This window comes from Dickeya chrysanthemi NCPPB 402 (assembly GCF_000406105.1).
GTDB lineage: Bacteria > Pseudomonadota > Gammaproteobacteria > Enterobacterales > Enterobacteriaceae > Dickeya > Dickeya chrysanthemi.
Genome location: NZ_CM001974.1, coordinates 132,097 through 152,339, shown reverse-complemented (window position 1 = coordinate 152,339; position 20,243 = coordinate 132,097). Strand labels below are relative to the sequence as shown.

17 protein-coding genes and 4 pseudogenes are annotated in these 20,243 nt (G+C 59.4%); 12 read left to right on the top strand and 9 right to left on the bottom strand.

Annotated features, from left to right (window positions below; all coding sequences use genetic code 11):
* Window positions 1-24 precede the first annotated feature (24 nt).
* The 5 genes from ftsN (at window position 25) to rraA (ending at window position 4,629) form a co-directional block, all read left to right on the top strand.
* Window positions 25-963: a cell division protein FtsN gene (gene ftsN, locus DCH402_RS00805; protein WP_071604646.1), complete on the top strand. Its 939-nt coding sequence runs from the start codon at window positions 25-27 to the stop codon at window positions 961-963.
* Between the two features lie 85 nt (window positions 964-1,048).
* On the top strand, window positions 1,049-1,579 hold the full coding sequence (hslV, locus tag DCH402_RS00800) for an ATP-dependent protease subunit HslV (RefSeq protein WP_012767897.1): 531 nt from the start codon (window positions 1,049-1,051) through the stop codon (window positions 1,577-1,579).
* A gap of 10 nt (window positions 1,580-1,589) precedes the next feature.
* Entirely contained in the window at window positions 1,590-2,921 is a 1,332-nt protein-coding gene (hslU, locus tag DCH402_RS00795; RefSeq protein WP_039999045.1) for an HslU--HslV peptidase ATPase subunit, read from the top strand.
* Between the two features lie 155 nt (window positions 2,922-3,076).
* On the top strand, window positions 3,077-3,994 hold the full coding sequence (locus DCH402_RS00790) for a 1,4-dihydroxy-2-naphthoate polyprenyltransferase (RefSeq protein ID WP_039999043.1): 918 nt from the start codon (window positions 3,077-3,079) through the stop codon (window positions 3,992-3,994).
* A gap of 149 nt (window positions 3,995-4,143) precedes the next feature.
* Complete coding sequence (rraA, locus tag DCH402_RS00785; protein ID WP_040003270.1) at window positions 4,144-4,629, top strand: ribonuclease E activity regulator RraA; 486 nt, start codon at window positions 4,144-4,146, stop codon at window positions 4,627-4,629.
* Window positions 4,630-4,693: 64 nt separating this feature from the next.
* Here rraA and zapB read toward each other — a convergent pair whose 3' ends face one another.
* Window positions 4,694-4,936, bottom strand: coding sequence for a cell division protein ZapB (gene zapB / locus DCH402_RS00780; RefSeq protein WP_012767893.1), 243 nt, complete (start codon window positions 4,934-4,936; stop codon window positions 4,694-4,696).
* A 661-nt stretch (window positions 4,937-5,597) separates the two neighbouring features.
* Here zapB and DCH402_RS00775 point away from each other — a divergent pair.
* The 4 genes from DCH402_RS00775 to fpr all read left to right on the top strand — a co-directional run bounded on the left by DCH402_RS00775 (window position 5,598) and on the right by fpr (window position 9,986).
* Window positions 5,598-6,449, top strand: a complete 852-nt coding sequence (locus tag DCH402_RS00775; protein ID WP_039999042.1) for an MIP/aquaporin family protein — start codon at window positions 5,598-5,600, stop codon at window positions 6,447-6,449.
* A gap of 27 nt (window positions 6,450-6,476) precedes the next feature.
* Window positions 6,477-7,988 (top strand): glycerol kinase GlpK, encoded by a 1,512-nt coding sequence (gene glpK / locus DCH402_RS00770; RefSeq protein WP_039999040.1) that lies wholly within the window; start codon window positions 6,477-6,479, stop codon window positions 7,986-7,988.
* 131 nt (window positions 7,989-8,119) lie between these two features.
* Complete coding sequence (gene glpX, locus DCH402_RS00765) at window positions 8,120-9,130, top strand: class II fructose-bisphosphatase (protein ID WP_039999038.1); 1,011 nt, start codon at window positions 8,120-8,122, stop codon at window positions 9,128-9,130.
* A gap of 109 nt (window positions 9,131-9,239) precedes the next feature.
* Window positions 9,240-9,986 (top strand): ferredoxin--NADP(+) reductase, encoded by a 747-nt coding sequence (gene fpr / locus DCH402_RS00760; RefSeq protein WP_039999035.1) that lies wholly within the window; start codon window positions 9,240-9,242, stop codon window positions 9,984-9,986.
* Window positions 9,987-9,999: 13 nt separating this feature from the next.
* Here fpr and DCH402_RS00755 read toward each other — a convergent pair whose 3' ends face one another.
* The gene (locus tag DCH402_RS00755; RefSeq protein WP_039999033.1) at window positions 10,000-10,425 is read right to left on the bottom strand and encodes a DUF805 domain-containing protein; all 426 of its coding nucleotides are present in this window, start codon (window positions 10,423-10,425) and stop codon (window positions 10,000-10,002) included.
* 146 nt (window positions 10,426-10,571) lie between these two features.
* Here DCH402_RS00755 and DCH402_RS00750 point away from each other — a divergent pair, with 146 nt between their 5' ends.
* Together DCH402_RS00750 and tpiA are read left to right on the top strand one after the other, a co-directional pair.
* The gene (locus DCH402_RS00750; RefSeq protein WP_152486949.1) at window positions 10,572-11,162 is read left to right on the top strand and encodes a DUF1454 family protein; all 591 of its coding nucleotides are present in this window, start codon (window positions 10,572-10,574) and stop codon (window positions 11,160-11,162) included.
* Window positions 11,163-11,303: 141 nt separating this feature from the next.
* Window positions 11,304-12,074, top strand: coding sequence for a triose-phosphate isomerase (tpiA, locus tag DCH402_RS00745; protein WP_039999030.1), 771 nt, complete (start codon window positions 11,304-11,306; stop codon window positions 12,072-12,074).
* Window positions 12,075-12,362: 288 nt separating this feature from the next.
* On the opposite strand, the gene DCH402_RS20920 is transcribed toward tpiA, so the two are convergent.
* The 4 genes and pseudogenes from DCH402_RS20920 to DCH402_RS00725 all read right to left on the bottom strand — a co-directional run bounded on the left by DCH402_RS20920 (window position 12,363) and on the right by DCH402_RS00725 (window position 14,022).
* Window positions 12,363-12,509, bottom strand: coding sequence for a DUF2274 domain-containing protein (locus DCH402_RS20920; RefSeq protein WP_438266437.1), 147 nt, complete (start codon window positions 12,507-12,509; stop codon window positions 12,363-12,365).
* Window positions 12,506-12,951: pseudogene (locus tag DCH402_RS20915) on the bottom strand (TraB/TrbI/VirB10 family type IV secretion system protein); the annotation flags it as partial. The gene DCH402_RS20920 and the pseudogene DCH402_RS20915, both read right to left, overlap by 4 nt.
* A gap of 26 nt (window positions 12,952-12,977) precedes the next feature.
* Window positions 12,978-13,349: pseudogene (locus DCH402_RS20910) on the bottom strand (type IV secretory system conjugative DNA transfer family protein); the annotation flags it as partial.
* Window positions 13,350-13,419: 70 nt separating this feature from the next.
* Window positions 13,420-14,022, bottom strand: a complete 603-nt coding sequence (locus DCH402_RS00725) for a TetR/AcrR family transcriptional regulator (RefSeq protein WP_081642113.1) — start codon at window positions 14,020-14,022, stop codon at window positions 13,420-13,422.
* Between the two features lie 191 nt (window positions 14,023-14,213).
* Between DCH402_RS00725 and DCH402_RS00720 the strand changes: the two genes are divergently transcribed.
* Window positions 14,214-15,008: an SDR family NAD(P)-dependent oxidoreductase gene (locus tag DCH402_RS00720; RefSeq protein ID WP_039999026.1), complete on the top strand. Its 795-nt coding sequence runs from the start codon at window positions 14,214-14,216 to the stop codon at window positions 15,006-15,008.
* 150 nt (window positions 15,009-15,158) lie between these two features.
* Here DCH402_RS00720 and DCH402_RS23340 read toward each other — a convergent pair.
* The 3 genes and pseudogenes from DCH402_RS23340 to DCH402_RS00710 form a co-directional block, all read right to left on the bottom strand.
* A pseudogene (locus DCH402_RS23340) lies at window positions 15,159-15,443 on the bottom strand (transcriptional repressor); the annotation flags it as partial.
* A 250-nt stretch (window positions 15,444-15,693) separates the two neighbouring features.
* A complete protein-coding gene (locus DCH402_RS00715) occupies window positions 15,694-17,163 on the bottom strand; it encodes an efflux transporter outer membrane subunit (RefSeq protein WP_200864868.1) in 1,470 nt (489 codons plus the stop codon).
* Window positions 17,150-20,243: pseudogene (locus DCH402_RS00710) on the bottom strand (efflux RND transporter permease subunit). The gene DCH402_RS00715 and the pseudogene DCH402_RS00710 overlap by 14 nt, the downstream one beginning before the upstream one ends.

The window sequence follows — 20,243 nt, the reverse complement described above, 5'->3', positions numbered from 1 at the left end:
TATTTTCTTCGCAACGAAACGATTGTGGCACAACGAGACTATGTCAGCCGGGGACGTTCTGGGACGCGCCGGAAAAAAACATCCAGCCGTAAACGAGGAGAGACCTCGGGCGCATCCAAAACAATGGTGGCGCTGGCCGTTGCCGTGCTGGTCACGTTTGCCGGTGGGCTCTATTTTATCGCCCACAATAAGCCGGACGAATCACCGGTTCTGCCGCATCAGGGCACCAAAGGGAATGGGCTGCCGCCCAAGCCGGAAGAACGCTGGCGCTATATCAAAGAACTGGAAAATCGCCAGATTGGCGTTGTTTCACCGACCGAACCTTCGGCAGGAGGCGAAATTCAGTCGACTGGCCAGCTTACCGACGAGCAACGGCAACTACTCGAGCAGATGCAGTCGGACATGAAACGCCAGCCAACCACGTTGGCGGAAGTGCCTTACAACGATCAGAGCCAAATGCCAACACGCTCGCTGAATACGTCCAGACAGCAAACCGTTGTGCCGATCGTCCCCAATACCAATACGATGACGCTGCCCGCGACGCCTCGCACGACCACTGCGGCCCCGCCAGCGAATCAACACCATGCCGCGCCGGCCGTCAACACGCCGACGCAAACGGCTCAGAAGCCGGCGCAGGCGGAACCGCGCAAAGAGGTTGCCAAAACCGAGCCTGCGCCGGTAGCCAAAGAAACGGCCAAAACGGATAACACCAAACCAGAGAGCAAGCCGGAGAAGGAGCAGCGCTGGATGGTGCAATGCGGCTCGTTCAAAACGGCGGAGCCTGCCGAATCTATCCGAGCCCAGTTGGCATTCGCTGGTGTCGAAACTCATATTGCCAGCGGCGGCGGTTGGCACCGGATCATGCTTGGCCCGTACAATAGCCGCGCTGTGGCCGACAAAATGGCACAAAAACTCAAAGGCATGGGTCAATCCAACTGCATCCCGTTAGCCAGCGGGGGTTGAAAACCCCGCCCCCTTCCCCCATCTTCATCGTCAATATGCCCCGCGTCCGCGCGGGGGCCTTTTTCTCAGTAACGGGGATAAACTCGTGACAACAATTGTAAGCGTACGCCGTAATGGTCAGGTGGTGATTGGCGGAGACGGGCAGGCCACTCTGGGCAACACGGTAATGAAAGGCAACGTACGCAAAGTACGTCGTTTGTACAACGACCGGGTTATCGCCGGGTTCGCCGGCGGCACCGCCGATGCCTTTACTCTGTTCGAGCTGTTTGAGCGCAAGCTGGAATTGCATCAGGGTCATTTGGTGAAAGCGGCGGTGGAGCTTGCCAAAGACTGGCGTACCGACCGTATGCTGCGCCGGCTGGAAGCGCTGCTGGCCGTTGCCGACGAAAATGCGTCGCTTATCATTACCGGCAACGGCGATGTGATTCAGCCGGAAAACGACCTGATCGCCATCGGTTCCGGCGGCCCCTATGCACAGGCAGCGGCACGCGCCCTGCTGGAAAACACGGAATTAAGCGCCCGGGAAATTGTCGAAAAATCACTGGGCATCGCGGGTGATATCTGTATCTACACCAACCAGTTCCACACGATTGAAGAATTAGCCTCCAAGGCGTAAGGATCCCACTATGTCTGAAATGACCCCGCGCGAAATAGTCAGCGAGCTTGATAGCTATATCATCGGACAGCATAAAGCGAAACGCGCCGTGGCGATTGCCTTGCGTAACCGCTGGCGCCGTATGCAGTTAGAAGAGAACCTGCGCCATGAAGTCACCCCGAAAAACATCCTGATGATCGGCCCAACCGGGGTGGGGAAAACCGAAATCGCCCGTCGCCTTGCCAAGCTGGCCAACGCCCCGTTCATCAAGGTGGAAGCGACCAAATTTACCGAAGTGGGGTACGTCGGCAAGGAGGTGGATTCCATCATCCGTGATCTGGCCGATGTCGCTATTAAAATGGTGCGTCAGCAGTCGATAGAGAAAAACCGTTATCGCGCCGAAGAGCTGGCTGAAGAGCGGATTCTGGACGTACTGATTCCCCCGGCCAAAAACAACTGGGGCCAGCCGGAAGAGAGTCACGAACCGTCTGCCGCCCGTCAGGCGTTTCGCAAGAAACTGCGTGAAGGTCAGTTGGATGACAAAGAAATCGAAATCGATCTGGCCGCCGCACCGGTCGGCGTTGAAATCATGGCTCCGCCCGGCATGGAAGAGATGACCAATCAGTTGCAATCGATGTTCCAGAATCTGGCGGGGCAGAAACAAAAGAGCCGCAAAATCAAGATTCGCGAAGCCTTTAAGCTGCTGGTGGAAGAAGAAGCCGCCAAGCTGGTCAATCCGGAAGAGCTCAAGCAGCAAGCGATTGAAGCGGTGGAACAGCATGGCATCGTGTTCATCGATGAAATCGACAAGATTTGCAAACGAGGCGATACGTCCGGCCCGGACGTATCGCGTGAAGGCGTCCAGCGCGACCTGCTGCCGCTGGTGGAAGGCTGCACGGTATCCACGAAACACGGCATGGTGAAAACCGACCATATCCTGTTTATCGCCTCCGGCGCGTTCCAGATTGCCAGCCCGTCGGACCTGATCCCGGAATTGCAGGGCCGTCTGCCGATTCGTGTCGAGTTACAAGCGCTGACCACTGAAGATTTCGAACGTATTCTGACCGAACCCAGCGCCTCGCTGACCCGTCAGTATCAGGCGCTGATGGAAACCGAAGGCGTTAACATCACCTTCCAGCCCGACGGTATTCGCCGTATTGCGGAAGCCGCCTGGCAGGTCAACGAGCGTACCGAGAATATCGGCGCCCGTCGCCTGCATACGGTACTGGAGCGGTTGATCGAAGAGGTGTCCTATGGCGCCAGCGAAATGAGCGGCCAAACCGTGACGATTGATGCAGATTACGTACGCAGTCACCTTGATGAGTTAGTAGCAGATGAAGATCTGAGCCGATTTATCTTATAATCCGCTCACGGATCGCACTGATGACTAAACCAGTGGGAGGCCAACGCCTCCCACTGGCGTTTTTATTACCGTCACCAAGGCATTATTCCTGAACTGAACGCGTCACAACCTGGCTGATTCCATGGCCCATTAGACACCATGATTCTATTAACACCATGACCCAATTGACACATAGCAGCAAAACCCAAGCCTGGCTGGACAGCCTGCGTCCCAAAACGCTGCCGCTGGCTTTTGCCTCCATCGTTACCGGCACCGTCATCGCTTGCTGGCACAGCAACTTTAAGCCGGGCGTCGCGCTATTAACGCTGATTACCGCCGGCCTGTTGCAAATTCTCTCTAATCTGGCCAACGACTATGGCGATGCCGTGAAAGGCAGCGACAAGGAAGACCGTATCGGCCCGTTGCGCGGCATCCAGACCGGTGCCATCACACTATCGGAACTGCGCAGGGCGCTGTTGATCACCGTGCTGCTGACTGCGGTTTCCGGTAGCGCGCTGGTAGCGCTGGCCTGCGAAAAGCCGGTGGATATCATGGTGTTTCTGGCGCTCGGTCTGCTGGCAATTCTGGCGGCGATTACCTACACCGTCGGCAACAGGCCGTACGGTTATATCGGATTGGGCGATATCTCGGTGCTGATCTTCTTCGGCTGGCTCAGCGTGGCAGGCTCGTACTATCTGCAAACCGGCTACTTCGACAGCAGTGTGATCCTGCCCGCGACTGCTTGCGGTCTGCTGGCCGTCGCCGTCCTGAATATCAACAACCTGCGTGATATCGATAGCGATCGGGAAAACGGCAAAAATACGCTGGCGGTGAGACTCGGCGCGCACAAGGCCCGCCGCTACCACATGGTGCTACTGATGACGGCGCCGGTGTGCCTGGCGCTCTTCGCGATGCTCTACCTGCATACCCTGGCCGGCTGGCTGTTTATTCTGGCGCTGCCGCTGCTGGTGAAACAAGGCCGCTACGTCATGCGTGAAACCACCGCGTTCAGCATGCGTCCGATGCTGGAGAAAACCGTGAAAGGCGCGCTGCTGACCAACCTGTTGTTCGCCGTGGGTGTGCTGCTAAGCTAGCCTTAGGCAGGCAAAGCGTTTGTATGGATTGGCAAAATCACTACCGATTACTGATGCGGGTCAAAGCCGCTGTTGATGATTTTGCCAACAACAAACAGAAAGGGATATACTCAGTCCCACACTCCCCAGCGGCAACAAACGTGACTCCTATGAAATACGATACTTCCGAACTGTGTGATATCTATCATGAAGAGGTCAATGTGGTTGAGCCTCTTTTCTCCAATTTTGGTGGACGTAGTTCATTCGGCGGCAAAATTATCACGGTAAAATGCTTTGAAGATAACGGCCTGCTATTCGATGTACTGGAAGAAAACGGCAGTGGCCGCGTCTTGCTGATCGACGGCGGCGGTTCTGTACGCCGTGCGCTGGTTGACGCTGAACTGGCCCGCCTAGCCACGCAAAACGAATGGGAAGGTATCGTGGTCTATGGCGCGGTACGTCAGGTAGACGATTTATCGGAGCTGGATATCGGCATTCAGGCGATGGCGGCGACACCGGCGGGCGCCGCCAGCGAAGGCATCGGCGAAACCGATATTCGGGTGAATTTCGGCGGCGTGACCTTCTTCTCCGGCGATCATCTCTATGCCGACAACACCGGCATTATCCTGTCCGAAGATCCGCTGGATCTGGAATAACCAACGGCATACCTAAGGGCGTCAACTGACGCCCTGTGCGCATCCGTCTGTCTGACTTCGGCGATTACTGAACGTCTTCCATTTTACCCAGCAGTGCGCGCAGGCGTTCCTGCCATACCAGCTGTTCCTGCTTGAGTTGTTCGTTCTCGCTCATTAGTGCATCACGGTTACCCGCCATACTCTCTACTTCCTGCGACAACGAATTGTTCTTCTCTTTCAGTTCTTCGATTTCCATCTGCAACAGCGTGATCGTGTCAATCGCCTGCTGAACTTTCGCTTCCAGCTTCTCAAACACTTCAAATGACATAACTTCTAACCCCTTTTGATCGCACGGCCTCAGCCGGTTAACGCAGATGTATCACGAACAGGTGTGTCACGACCGGTATCTCGCGAACAACGGTATCTCGCGAACAACGGTATCTCGCGAACAACGGTATCTCGCGAACAACGGTATCTCGCGAACAGATGTTTCACCAGCACGGTTTCACAAACAGATCTCTCGTGGCGCTTCACGCCCTCGGCTTGCGTCCCGCGATGGCAACGCCGGACGCAAACGCCAGCCAAATTGTATGTAGCCGGATCAGGCGTGTCCAGCGCACTACCGCTAAAACAGTGACTCTGCCTGCTTTTTTACCCATACGCCATCAGTACAGACTGAAAATCGCCCGAATTATTGTTAAACAATACTAATGTTAATAAATTTAACACCCTGATTAACACCTGACCGGCGGCGATATGACGCTTTTGTGTCTAATTACGCGAATGCGCGCATTTTCTTGACGCGTCACACACATTTTGATTTCGATATTTCTCGTTTTCGAACATTAACGATAAATTCACATCCGAAATACAAAAAGAGTCTGGCCGTGAATCCGCTGAGAGTCGCGAGACAGACCAGAAAACGCGCAGACCATTCGACAAGTCTGCGTTAACCACCATGCTGTAGCCTACAAGCAGGAACAAGCATTATGAGTCAATATGAACTTTCTACCCTTAAAGGCCAGTGCGTCGCCGAGTTTCTCGGTACCGGCCTGTTGATTTTCTTTGGCGTTGGCTGTGTCGCGGCTCTGAAACTGGCTGGCGCCAGTCTGGGGCTGTGGGAAATAAGCATTATCTGGGGGTTGGGCGTCGCGATGGCGATCTACCTGACCGCCGCGATTTCCGGCGCCCATCTCAATCCGGCGGTGACCATTGCCCTGTGGCTGTTTGCCTGTTTCGATGGCCGCAAAGTGCTGCCTTATATCGTTTCACAGGTCGCCGGCGCATTCTGCTCGGCGGCACTGGTTTACGGCCTCTACCACAACCTGTTCGACAATATCGAACAGACGCACAATATGGTGCGCGGCAGCGTGGAAAGCCTCGATCTGGCCGGCGTCTTCTCCACTTATCCTAACCCGCACATTTCGGTGATGCAGGCGTTTCTGGTGGAAACCGTTATCACCGCTATCCTGATGTGTCTGATTCTGGCGCTGACCGACGACGGCAACGGCATTCCGCGCGGGCCGCTGGCGCCGCTGTTGATAGGGATTCTGATCGCGGTTATTGGCGCATCGATGGGGCCGTTGACCGGGTTTGCCATGAATCCGGCGCGTGATGCCGGTCCGAAGCTGTTTGCCTATTTCGCCGGCTGGGGCAAGATCGCACTGACCGGCGGGCGTGACATCCCTTATATACTGATACCGATTTTCGGCCCGATCGTCGGTGCCTGTCTGGGCGCATTTGGCTATCGCAGCCTGATTGGCCGCAATTTGCCTTGCGATGTCTGCGCCATTGATAACGACACCGACACGGCGGCTTCTGCCCAAACTCGTAAGGTCTGACCCTACTCCGCTAACAGGATTACGTTTATGAACCAGGAAAAAAAATACATCGTCGCGCTTGACCAGGGCACCACCAGTTCACGGGCTGTTGTGTTTGATCATGACGCCAACATCGTCAGCGTATCTCAGCGGGAATTCACCCAGATTTACCCCAAAGCGGGTTGGGTAGAACACGACCCGATGGAAATCTGGGCATCGCAAAGCTCGACGTTGGTGGAAGTGCTGGCGAAAGCCGGCATCAGCAGCGACGAAGTCGCCGGCATCGGTATTACCAACCAGCGTGAAACCGCCGTGGTATGGGAAAAAGAGACCGGCAAACCGATTTATAACGCCATTGTGTGGCAATGCCGCCGTTCCGCCGATATCTGCGAAAAACTGAAAAAAGACGGGCTGGAAGAGTACATCCGCGCGAATACCGGCCTGGTGGTCGACCCGTATTTTTCCGGCACCAAAGTGAAATGGATCCTCGACCACGTAGAAGGATCGCGTGAACGCGCTCGCCGCGGCGAGCTGCTGTTCGGCACCATCGATACCTGGCTTATCTGGAAGATGACGCAAGGGCGCGTCCACGTCACCGATTACACCAACGCTTCGCGCACCATGCTGTTCAACATCCATAAGCTGGACTGGGACGAACGTATGCTGGACGTGCTGGACATCCCGCGCGCTATGCTGCCGCAGGTACGCCCGTCTTCCGAGGTTTACGGCCAGACCAACATTGGCGGTAAAGGCGGTACCCGCATTCCTATCGCCGGTATCGCCGGCGACCAGCAAGCCGCCTTGTACGGCCAACTGTGCGTACAGCCCGGCATGGCGAAAAACACCTACGGCACCGGCTGCTTCCTGCTGATGAACACCGGCACCGAAGCGGTACGTTCTAAACACGGCCTGTTGACGACCATCGCCTGCGGCCCGCGCGGCGAAGTGAACTACGCACTGGAAGGCGCGGTATTCATCGGCGGCGCGTCGATCCAATGGCTGCGCGACGAACTGAAACTGATTGGCGATGCGATGGACTCCGAATACTTCGCCACCAAAGTGAAAGACACCAATGGCGTCTACGTGGTGCCGGCGTTTACCGGTTTGGGCGCGCCTTACTGGGACCCGTACGCCCGCGGTGCGATTTTCGGCCTGACCCGCGGCGCTAACGCCAATCACATCATCCGCGCCACGCTGGAATCCATCGCCTACCAGACCCGCGACGTGCTGGAGGCGATGCAGGCCGACGCCGATACCCGCCTGCAGTCGCTGCGCGTGGACGGCGGTGCCGTCGCCAACAACTTCCTGATGCAGTTCCAGTCCGACATTCTGGGTACGCGCGTAGAGCGCCCGCAAGTACGCGAGTCCACCGCGTTGGGCGCCGCGTTCCTGGCCGGCCTGGCCACCGGTTTCTGGAATGATCTGGACGAAGTGAAGAGCAAAGCCACCATTGAGCGTGAATTCCGCCCCAGCATCGAAACCGTGGAACGCAACTTCCGCTATCGCGGCTGGCAGAAAGCGGTAGAACGCGCACGGGCGTGGGAAGACCACGACGAATAAAATCATCGCTATCCTTGATCGGGCGCGGCTATCGCGCCCTTTTTCCCGCCCCTCGCTCCCCCGTCCGCCATTACGCCTGTGTTACCATAATGCCCCGACTATTCCTTACTCCCCGTTCAGGACAGGTATCCATGAAACGTGAATTAGCCATCGAATTCTCCCGCGTGACAGAAGCAGCTGCACTGGCCGGTTACAAATGGCTGGGACGCGGCGATAAGAACGCCGCCGACAACGCCGCGGTACAGGCGATGCGCATCATGCTCAATCAGGTCGACATCAACGGCCGGATTGTCATCGGCGAAGGTGAAATCGACGAAGCCCCGATGCTCTACATCGGCGAGCAAGTGGGCACCGGCCACGGCGACGCGGTGGACATCGCTGTTGATCCGATTGAAGGCACCCGCATGACCGCCATGGGACAGGCTAACGCGCTGGCGGTGCTGGCGGTGGGTGAACAGGGTGCCTTCCTGCACGCCCCCGACATGTATATGGAAAAGCTGATTGTCGGCCCACAGGCCAAGGGGGTCATCGACCTCGATCAGCCGCTGGAAGATAACCTGAAGCGTATTGCAGAACGGCTGGGTAAGCCGCTGAGTAAATTGACCGTCATCACGCTGGCTAAACCGCGTCACGACCAGGTCATCACAGATATGCAGCAGTGGGGGGTAAAAGTCTTCGCCATTCCTGACGGCGACGTGGCGGCGTCTATTCTGACCTGTATGCCGGAAAGCGAAGTCGATGTGCTCTACGGCATCGGCGGCGCGCCGGAAGGCGTTATCTCCGCCGCCGTAATCCGCGCGCTGGACGGCGATATGCAAGGACGCCTGCTGGCGCGTCATCAGGTGAAGGAAGACAATGCGGAGAACCGCCGGTTGGGCGAGCAGGAGCTGGCGCGCTGCCGTGAGATGGGTATCGAAGCGGGTAAAGTGCTGGCGTTGGGCGATATGGCGCGTAACGACAACGTGATATTTTCCGCCACCGGCATCACCAAGGGCGACCTGCTCAACGGTATCTCACGCCGCGGTAATATCGCGACCACTGAAACGCTGCTGATTCGTGGTAAGTCGCGTACCATCCGCCGCATCAGTTCCACCCACTATCTGGACCGCAAGGATCAAGCGCTGCACGACTTTCTGCTGTAGACCCGGCAGGGCACGAATTGTTTCACTGTTGTTAACAGATCGCGTATCGTAAGGTTTGGCTGCATGCAGCCTTGTGATGCCCGAGAGATCAAAACAGGAGCAGAGAACCATGGCAGAGTGGGTGACCGGCAAAGTTATTCAGGTTGAACACTGGACGGAAAACTTATTCAGTCTGCGGCTGGAAGCGCCGGTGGCACCGTTTACCGCCGGGCAGTTCGCCAAACTGGCGCTGGAACTGGACGGCGATCGGGTTCAGCGCGCTTATTCTTACGTCAACGCCCCCAGCGATAACCTGCTGGAGTTCTATCTGGTCAATGTGCCGGACGGCAAGCTCAGCCCGCATCTGCATCGCTGCCAGCCGGGCGATGAGGTGCTGGTGACACAGGAAGCCGCCGGTTTCTTCGTGCTCGACGAGCTCCCGGACTGCGACACCCTATGGATGCTGGCGACCGGCACCGCCATTGGCCCGTACCTGTCGATTCTGCAGGAAGGGCGCGGCCTGGAGCGGTTTAAACATATTGTGCTGGTACATGCCGCCCGCTTCGCCCGCGATCTGAGTTATCTGCCGCTGATGCAACAGTTGGAACAGCGCTATGACGGCAAATTGCGCATCCAGACGGTGGTCAGCCGCGAGGAACCGCCTGGTTCGCTCATCGGCCGCGTGCCGGCGCTGATTGAAAACGGCACGCTGGAAGCGGCGGTCGGCCTGCCGCTAGACGCGGCGACCAGCCACGTGATGCTGTGCGGCAACCCGCAGATGGTGCGGGATACCCAGCAATTGCTCAAAGACACAAGGCAGATGAGCAAACACCTGCGCCGTCGCCCCGGTCATATGACCAGCGAGCACTACTGGTAACCACCGGCTGGATTCAGGAAGCGCGGAGCCGCAACGGTTCCGCCGCTGGTCCGAAACGGTTTGAGCCCGTCGTACCGCCGAACGCGCCGCAATCCAGCAACATCATCACGGTAATCAGCGTCGGCAGAAAACGCCCCACGCCCCACTGGCCGAGCGGCGGCAGCATTGCCCAGTTGCCGTTACCCAGCATCCAGGCCAACACTAGCGCCAACGCCCACCCGCCGCTTTTATTGCGATCATGCAATCGCTTAACCAGTATCGCCGTCAGCGGCCATAACAGTACTACCAGCATGAACGCCGCTTTCTGGGTTTCCAGCCAGCCGGTGCCGGCCAACACGAACAATCCCACTATCAGCGCCAGCACGATCACCATCCCTAACCAGAAATCCCGGCGGCCAACACGGCCACGAAACGAAAAGCACCATTGTTGTATCGTCATCACTTTATCCCCGAATACGGTTCTACGGGCACGAGTTTACCTTAAGTCAGGCCGTGTTTTTTACCGCACGTTTTGACAATCGATCCCGAATCCCGTTTTAATCACACAGCATGCCAACGGTAAGTGACGATACTAATGAATTGATGATGAAAAATGCCCTGTTGATTGTTTGTTGCCTGTCTGGCCTACTCTGTCCCCCACTCGCCAGGAGTGACAGCCTGTTCCAGCCAAAAAACCCGACCGCTGCGCCTTACCTGTTGGCTGGCTCCCCCACGTTCGACATGAACATCGTCCAGTTTCGCACTCACTATAATCTGAGCAATCCCTCATTGCCGATTAGTGAATACCGAGTCGTCGATACCGGCGACGACTCACCTAACCTGACGCGAGCAGCCAGCCGCATCAACGACCATCTGTACTCCTCTACCGCGCTGGAAAAAGGTACCGGCAAGATCAAAACCATGCAGATTACCTGGATCCCCAAGCTGAAAGACCCTGACCAAAGCGGGCGACGCAAGCAGGCCATCAGCTACATGGCCGCGCTGGTTCGCACGTTTATGCCGTCGTTAACCAACGAGCAAAGTCTGAGAAAAATCGAGACCTTGCTGGAAAAAGGCAAAGGTCAGCGCTTTTACCAGCAAACTGAGGGGGCATTACGCTATGTTGTAGCGGATCATGGAGAAAAAGGGCTAACCTTCGCTGTTGAACCGATTAAGCTGACACTATCTGATTCGTGATCGCACCGAGAATTAGGCACGAAAAACAGAGCCACCGGGCCATTTCGACTCTATACTATCGTCAGTTTTGTATCATCGTCAGATTGGCTGCCTGACGCAGCCATGCATTGATTAACTGGCAATTCGCCTGGAGGAAACAAGATGCGACACCCCTTAGTCATGGGCAACTGGAAGCTGAACGGCAGTACCAGCATGGTTCACGAACTGATCGCCGGCCTGCGCAACGAACTGAGCACCGTCACCGGTTGCGACGTAGCCATCGCGCCGCCAGCCATTTATCTGGATCAGGCAAAACACCTGCTGGCAGGTAGCCGTATTGTACTGGGTGCCCAAAACGTCGACGTCAATCTTGCCGGCGCCTTCACCGGTGAAACCTCCGCCGCCATGCTGAAAGACATCGGCGCCAAATACATCATTATCGGCCACTCCGAACGCCGCACCTATCATCACGAAAGCGATGAATTCATCGCCAAAAAATTCGCCGTGCTGAAAGAAACCGGCCTGATTCCGGTACTGTGCATCGGTGAAACCGAAGCCGAGAATGAAGCGGGCCAGACCGAAGCCGTCTGTGCACGTCAGTTGGATGCCGTGCTGAACTCGCTGGGTGCGAAAGCGTTCGAAAATACCGTTATTGCCTATGAACCGGTATGGGCCATCGGCACCGGCAAGTCCGCCACCCCGGCGCAGGCGCAGGCAGTGCATAAATTCATCCGCGACCACATCGCTAAACAGGACGCGGCGGTCGCTGAGCAAGTGATCATTCAGTACGGCGGTTCGGTCAACGCCGCCAATGCGGCCGAGCTGTTCACCCAGACGGATATCGACGGCGCTCTGGTGGGCGGCGCATCGCTGAAAGCCGATGCGTTCGCGGTCATCGTCAAAGCAGCTGCTGAAGCCAAAGGCCAGGCCTGATTCCGCTCCCGGCATACCACGGCTCCGTTTCGGAGCCGTTTTTTTATCTGTTTCGGCCTCTCTCCCGGCATTCTCATTCTTTTGCCTGGTTTTCCACCGGGTGTTACCCCCGAACCGTTTTCTCTGCACCACGCCTGAAACCACCCTCAACACAATGCCACCGGCTTGCGCCCATAAAAAATGTCTACCGTCAAGTCTTTTGCGAGATCATGAAGTGGCATGAAAGGTCTTACGGGGCAACAGGTTAGGCCAGATTTCGGCCATCGTGTGCTCTTGCTGCTTTTCCGGCTAGGTGCCGCATAGGCGCTTCGCGGTAGCAAGCCCAGGGGCGGCGTAGCGGTCGAGGTCGGCTTTCAGGCTGGCCGGGCAGGCAAAGGTCAGCTTCGTGGATTCGGTTTTCGGCAGCGGGCCGAGCCGCAGCTTGCGCGTCGTCATCGTGAAGTCCCCTTGTTGAAGAACAACGGCTGGTAGGGCCGCAGCACCAAGTCGCGGTTGGCGATGATGCGAACCGGCAGGCCCGGCCGCTCGGTCAGCGTCGGCTGGATGTTCATGTTGCGCCGGGTCATCTCCTGCCCGACCTGATTGATGCTGTCCTGCGCGCTGTCGCGCCCGGCGATGATGATGCGGTCGCCATCCTGGCGGTTCTCGGGCGCGGCCAGCTCGGCGCCGACGCCCAGCACAGTGTGGTCAACGCTGCGCCAGCGAAGATGCGGCCCCAGTGGTAGTCCACGTCGTCTTCCAGCCCGGCATAGCCGGCCGGGTCGGCTCCGACCAGGTTGTCGAGCGTGAGCGAAGACGTGTCGGGCAGGATGATCCAGTACCACACCACCTGCACGCGGCTCTGCCCGTAGCTGACCTGGCTGTTGTAGCGGCCCAGCGGCGTTCGATGCCATCGCTACCATCGAGCGATTCGGTGAGGCGTCGACCGATCTGGTTCAAGATGAGCCGGATCAACGGCTTGGTGCGGCTGATGTCGGACGGTGGCACCACCAGGTACAGCGACACAGGTGATTCGGACGCGATCAGGTCAGCGATACGCCAGTCGCAGCGTGACGTGACCTCGGCCACCGTGGGGTCGCGGTACAAGCCCAAAAAGCTCATCGCGGTGGACAGCACACCAGACCGCTCGTTGTCCGACTTGTTGAGCACTTCGCGCGCGGCGGACGCGACAACAGGATGCGGCGTGTCACCGAGATGGCGCGTCGTCGTCATCCGGTGCAGCGTCAGCTCGAACGGGCACGCCGGGTCGCTGAGGAAGTTGGCGACGCCGCGCAGCGTCGAGTCAAAGAAAAACGCCGCAAGCGAAGGCGCATTGCGGCGTGTATGGCGAAAAAACAGAATATTTTTAGGAATCGCCTGCGATCAGAACTTGGGCGGTTCCTTCGGCGGCGTTCTTTTCTTCCAGTTCGGTCAATTGAGCATCGTTTCCAGAGCGCACGCTCAAATGTGCATTTTCAAGCCCCAAGCGGGCAATGGCCGGCTGCGGCGGGAGATCACCGCGGGTCAAAATTTGCCGGATCAGTTCACGAAAAGCGGCGGTGGATTGCCTCAATTCCTTGGCAATAGGAGGTCGGTCTTCCTCGAAGTCCAGCAGGCGCGCGAGGATCGGCCTGCGTAGTTGTTGACGAACCGCGACGGCAATCAGATGCGTCAATGCTTGCCGACCCGTTGGCTCGCCGAGTGCGCTTTCGCCTTCCGCGAGGAACAGACCGCGTTCGCGCTGGATCAGGGCAACGATTAGCGCATCCTTGCCGGGGAAGTATTGGTACAGTGAACCGATGCTGACCCCGGCACGCAGCGCCACGAGGTTCGTATTCAGCCCCTGTAAGCCCTGGGTCTCCAGAATACGGGCCGCCGCTTCCAGAATTGTGGCTACCGTCTGCTCGGCACGCGATTGTTGTGGAATCTTGCGCGGCTTCAACGATGGACGCTTTTTTACCGTCACCATAGTCCCCGATTTAATGCGAGCATAGACTCATTTTATTCGGATCGGATACTTCATCTCAAACATCCGATAAAGAGACTGCATCGCCGCAAGTTTGTCTGGATTGGACAACATTCTGGCCAATCATCGCTATCATCGAGAAGCAAGGGGCAAGTATTTTGATGGGTTAGCGGCCACATTATTGGAGATGACTCATGGATCTTGGATTGAAGGGAAAGCAGGTACTCGTAACAGGATCGACGGCCGGCATCGGACTGGCCACCGCTCGCGCGCTGGCGGCCGAGGGCGCGTCCGTCACGGTCAATGGCCGAACCCAAGCCCGTGTCGATAGTGCGGTGAATGCAATAAAAGGTGGATTCCCCAACGCGGTCATCACCGGAATTGCCGCCGATCTGAGCCATAGCGAAGGCTGCGAGACACTGATAAGACAGCTTCCAGACATTGACGTGCTGGTCAACAACCTAGGCATCTTCGAGCCCAAACCATTCGAGCAGATTTCAGACGCAGACTGGCTTCGCTTCTTCGAGACCAACGTGTTAAGTGGAGTTCGCCTTTCGCGTCATTACGTGCAGGGGATGCGCTCACGCAACTGGGGGCGCATCGTGTTCGTATCGAGCGAATCGGCCTTGCAGATTCCCGCCGAAATGATCCATTACGGCATGACCAAGACTGCGCAACTTGCCATTTCACGCGGGCTTGCAGAGACGCTCGTAGGCACCGACGTCACGGTCAACAGCGTGCTTCCCGGCCCGACAGCCTCCGAGGGCGTTGGCGGCTTTGTTGCCGAATTGGCTGCGAGCCGCGGCGTTGATGTCGCAACCGTGGAGCGCGAGTTCTTCGCAACGGCCCGCCCATCTTCGGTGCTTCAACGTCTTTCGACGCCGGATGAGGTTGCCGCGATGATTGCCTATGTCTGTAGCGCACGCGCATCCGCAACGACAGGCGCCGCGCTTCGCGTTGATGGTGGCGTGGTGCGGGCAATCGCATGAGGGATGAGTCCCTTTCGGATCAGGCGGTCTTGGCTTGAGACCGCCTACTGTCCTCCCTTGCAGAGTTGCCGACATTTCGTACACGTCATGGTGATGGTAAAGGCTGGCTCCCTGTCGAGAGCGAAGCCTTCCTCGCGCGCCACAGTGACATCGCAGTGTGTCGTAGTGGGCGTTTAGCCCGTCCGGTTTGATGGCATAGAACGCGCGCCCATGTGCGCCTTCCGTGCGAACCAGCAGCCCAGCAATCCATAAATCATTCAGCGCACGGTAGATCGAGGCCGGCGTGAGGCTATCGAGTTGCGTGCTGAGGATGCGATACATCTGGCTGGCATCGAGACAGCTCGGCGTCGCCTTCTCCAGCGCGTTCAAGACACTGGTACGAGCGATCGTCGGTCGCAGTCGGCTCGCCGCCAATCGTTGTTCCTGAGACGACATCGGCGATCTGGTCACGGGACTGGCTGCTGCGGTGTGCTTCATCATGTGTTTGCCCGACGGCAGGTTCTTGCTACCGAATGATGTAATCAGGTCAATGATCCGAGGTGGGTCATCGTGCGGGTCCATATCTGTATTCCTTCGCTATGCCGGATCTGCGGTTGTTTGTGACAATGCGGACGGGCGTGGCTAATGGTTGGTGTCGGACATGGGCGCGATGGTGGGGCCGCCACCGCGCCCATGTCCGTAGGAGCTACTGCGTAGTGGCCTGTTCCCATCCGCCACCAAGCGCCTTGAACACGCTGACCCGTGCGGAACCTACGCGCTGGTCGGCAGCGGCTACCTGCGATTTCGTGTCGATCAGACTGGTCTGCGCGACGATCACGTCGAGGTAGCTGATAGACCCGGCGTGGTAACGCTGGTCGGCCAACTGGAAGGCTTTTTCGGCCCGGTCGCGCGCTTCGACCAGTGCCTCGCGCTGCTGCATCGCGGCGCCGTAGGCACTCAACGATTGTTCGGACTCCTTCAGGGCATTCAGCACGGCACCATCGAAGCTGGCCAACGATGCCGCGTTTTGCGCCTTTGCCTGTGCGATGCGGCTACGTGCGGCCATCGTGTTGGGGAAGCTCCAGGAGATCAGCGGCCCGAAGGAGAACGACCAGGTGCGATTGCCTTTCAGGTAGTCGTTGCGCAGGTAGTTGCCAGAGGCGCCCAGCGTGACGCGCGGATAGAGGTCGGCCACGGCCACGCCGATGCGGGCGGTATCGGCGGCCAGTTGGCGCTCGGCCTGGCGCAAGTCCGGGCGGCGGCGCAGCAGCGCGGTGCCATCACCGATCGGCAGCGCCCCCGCGATCTCCGGTGCCTGGGTGCAGGCACGCGCCGACTCGGGCACTTGCGACGGCGTGCGGCCCATCAGCGCGGCCAGCTCGAACAACGCGGCATCCCGCTGACCCTGCAACGGCGGCAAGACGGCCCGGGCCTTGGCCAGCGTGACACCGGCCCGTTCCACATCCAGATGCGACGCTGAGCCGGCGTGTTCCTGGCGGCTAACCAGATCCAGGCTGCGCTGAGCCAGTTCAATGGACGAGTGCGCGACGCCGATGGATTCGCCATAGGTGCAGGCGTCCACATAGGCGCGTGTCGTCTCGGCGACGACGACGACCTTGGCGGCATCATGGGCGGCGGCGACTGCATCGGTGTCGTAGCGTGCGGCCTCGATGTCGCGCCTGACCCGGCCGAACAGGTCGAGTTCGTAGGAGACGTCGAGGCCACCGCTGTAGCTCCATTGTGTGGGCGCCTGACCGGTGCCCGTCCACGTGGACTGGTCGCGGCCGTAGCCTGCGCCCGCCGACACGTTGGTCGAGGGAAACAGGCCACCGCGCGCTTCCTTGTAGATGGCTCGTGCGCGGTCGAGGTTGGCCAGCGTCACGCGCAGGTTGGTATTGGCCGACAGGGCTTCCTGCACCAGATTGTCGAGTGCGGGATCGTCATACAGCTTCCACCAGTCCACCGGCAGTGATGCAGCGGTGTCCGTATCGGCTGGCGTGCTGACGAAGGGGCCTGCCGCGGTTTCCGGCGTGGCCGGAGCGCGATAGTCGGGGCCGCTGGCGCAGCCTGCGGTGATCACGGCAACGGCAATGGCCATGAAGGCAGCGCGCCGAGGGGGAAACATGGCCGGATGCAAAGCAGTAGTCATGGCAGCAATCGGTTTAGAGCGCGACATCGGGGGCCTCCGCAGTGGCGAGTTCACGGGCGCGGGGACTTTCCGCTGCCGCCCGGTGATCCTTGGCGATGAAGCTGTAGATGGTGGGCAGCACGAACAGCGTGAAGAAGGTGCCGACCAGCATGCCCATCACCACCACAATGCCGATGGAAAAGCGGCTGGCTGAACCCGCGCCATCTGCGAACAGCAGCGGCACCAGGCCGGCGACCATCGCAGCGGTGGTCATCAGCACGGGGCGCATACGCACCGCTGCGGCCTTCTCGATGGCCTCGATGCGGCTCAAGTTTTCGTGGTGCTGGATATGGTTGGCGAATGTGACCATCAGGATGCCATGCTTGGAAATCAGTCCGATCAACGTGACCAGTCCGATCTGGGTGTAGATGTTGAGCGTCGCGTAGCCCAGCCACAGCGGCACCAGCGCGCCGCAGACCGCCAGCGGCACCGTCACCAGGATCACCAGCGGATCGCGCAGGCTCTCGAACTGCGCCGCCAGCACCAGGAAGATGACCACCAGCGCGAAGCAGAACGACACCAGCAGGCGGTTGCCTTCCTGCACGAACTGGCGGCTGTCGCTGAGCCAGTCCACGCTGGTGCCGGGCGGCAGCGGTTGCGATTGCAGGAACGCCACCGCTTCGCCCATGCTCACGCCCGGGGCCGGCAGCATTTCCAGCGTGGCCGAGTTCATCTGGCCGAACTGGGTGAGCTGGTTGGCCTGCGGACGCATTTCGACGCGGGTCACGGTCGATAGCGGCACCAGCGCGCCGGAGGTCGCCTTGACGTAGAAGCGCCCGAGGTCTTCCGGTGTCATGCGTTCGCCGCCGCGCACCTGCGGGATCACGTCGTAGGAACGGTCGTGGAAGTTGAAGCGGTTGACGTAGTTCTCACCGACCAGCACGGCCAGGGTGTCGGCGATGGACTGCATGGTCACGCCCATTTCGCTGGCCTTCGCGTTGTCGATGCTGATGTGCGCCTGCGGACTGTCGTAGGACAGGTCGTTCTGCACGTAGAGGAACAGGCCGCTGGCGTAGGCGGCGGTCTTGATCTTCTCGCCGGTCTCGTACAACGTCTTGAAGTCGTCGGGCGAGCGCAGCACCATCTGCACCGGCAGGCCGCCGCTGGAACCCGGTAGCGGGGGTAACTGCACGGCGGTCAGCGTCTCGCCGTCGATGGCGCCGCCGGCGGCCTGGATCTGGCCTTGGATTTCGGTGGCCGAACGCTTGCGTTCCGACCAGTCCTTGAGGATCGCGCCGCCGATCATCATGTTCTGGCCGCCGGCATAGTCGCCGATGTTCATGAAGCTGCTGTCGAACTCCGGGATCGACTCGAACAGCTTTTCGATCTGCTGGGCATAGTGGGCGGTATAGCCCACGCCGGCATACTGCGGCGCCTTGGTGACGACGATGACGGCGCCCTGATCCTCGGTCGGTGCCAGTTCGTGGCGGGTGCCGGTGAACAGCACCACGATGGCGGCCAGCACCACCACGCCGACCAGCAGCACCGCGCCGCGCGCGGCCAGCGTGTGGGCCAGCAGGCGTCCATAGAATGCGGTCAGCCCTTCCATGGTGTGTTCGACCCGCTTCGCCAGCCGTCCCTCGCCCTGCTTGGAACTGAGCAGCATCGAACTCATCACCGGCGAGAGCGTCAGCGCGACTACCCCCGAGACGATCACCGAGCCGGCCAGGGTGAAGGCGAACTCCTTGAACAGCGCGCCGGTCAGCCCGCCCATCATGCCGATCGGCGCATAGACCGCCGCCAGCGTGATGGTCATGGCGATCACTGGCCCGACGATCTCGCGCGCGCCGAGCAATGCCGCGCGCACCGGCGTCAGTCCTTCCTCGATGTGGCGATGGATGTTCTCCACCACGACGATGGCGTCGTCCACCACCAGGCCGATCGCCAGCACCATCGCCAGCAGCGTCAGTAGGTTGATCGAGAAGCCGCAGGCCAGCATCAGCGCCGCCGTGCCGACCAGCGACAGCGGAATGGTGACGACCGGGATGATGACCGCGCGGAAGGTGCCGAGGAACAGGAAGATCACCACGATCACGATCACGATGGCTTCGACCAGCGTGTGCTTCACTTCCTCGATGGAGGCGTTGACGAAACGCGCCACATCGTAGTTCGGCGCCACCGTCAGTCCCGGCGGCGCCATCGCACGGATCTTGGGCAGCAGTTCATTGGCCTGCCTGACGATCTCCAGGGGGTTGCCGTCGGGCGTGGGTTGGATGGCAACGAAAATCGTGGGGACGCCGGTAGCGAACGAGAGGTTGTTGTAGTTCTGGCCGCCGACTTCCATCGTGGCGACATCCGACAGCCGCACCACGCCGCCGCCGGGGCTGGACTTGATGACCATCTGGCGGAAGTCCTCGACGCCGCGCAGGTCGGTGGCGGCGCTGATGTTGGTGACGGTCAGCGCGCTCTTGAGCTGGCCTGGCGCGGCCTGCACGTTGTTGGCGCGCAGTGCGGCCGAAATCTCGCCCGCCGACAGCCCATGCGCGGCCAGCCGCACCGGGTCGATCCAGATGCGCATGGCCAGCGTCTGGCCTCCATAGACGTCGGCCGAGGCCACCCCCGGAATGCTGGTGAACAGCGGCTGCGCCACCCGGGACGCGAAATCCGTCACCTGCGGGATCGACAGGGTCTTGCTGTAGAAGGCGACGTACTGCACAGCGGTGCCGCCCTCGGTGGACTTGGCGATGACCGGATCGGTGACGCCTGCCGGCAACTGGTACTTGACCTGCTGCACCTTGGCGAGGATTTCGGTCATCGCGCGGTCGGCGTTGGCGTTGAGCACCAGCCGCGCCTTGATCTCGCTTTTGCCCTGCGTGGTGGTCGAACTGAGGTATTCGATGCCGCTGGCCGTGGCGATGGACTGCGCGATCGGCGTGGTGACGAAGCCCTGCATCACGTCCTGGGTCGCACCTGGAAGCGTGGTGCTGACCGTGATGGTGGCGTTTTCCAGATAGGGGGTACTGCCGCACGGGCAGCAGGAACACGGCGGTGGCGCCCATCAGCAGGATCAACAGGCTGACGACCAGCGCCAGGATGGGCCGGCGGATGAAGATGTCGGTGAAATTCAT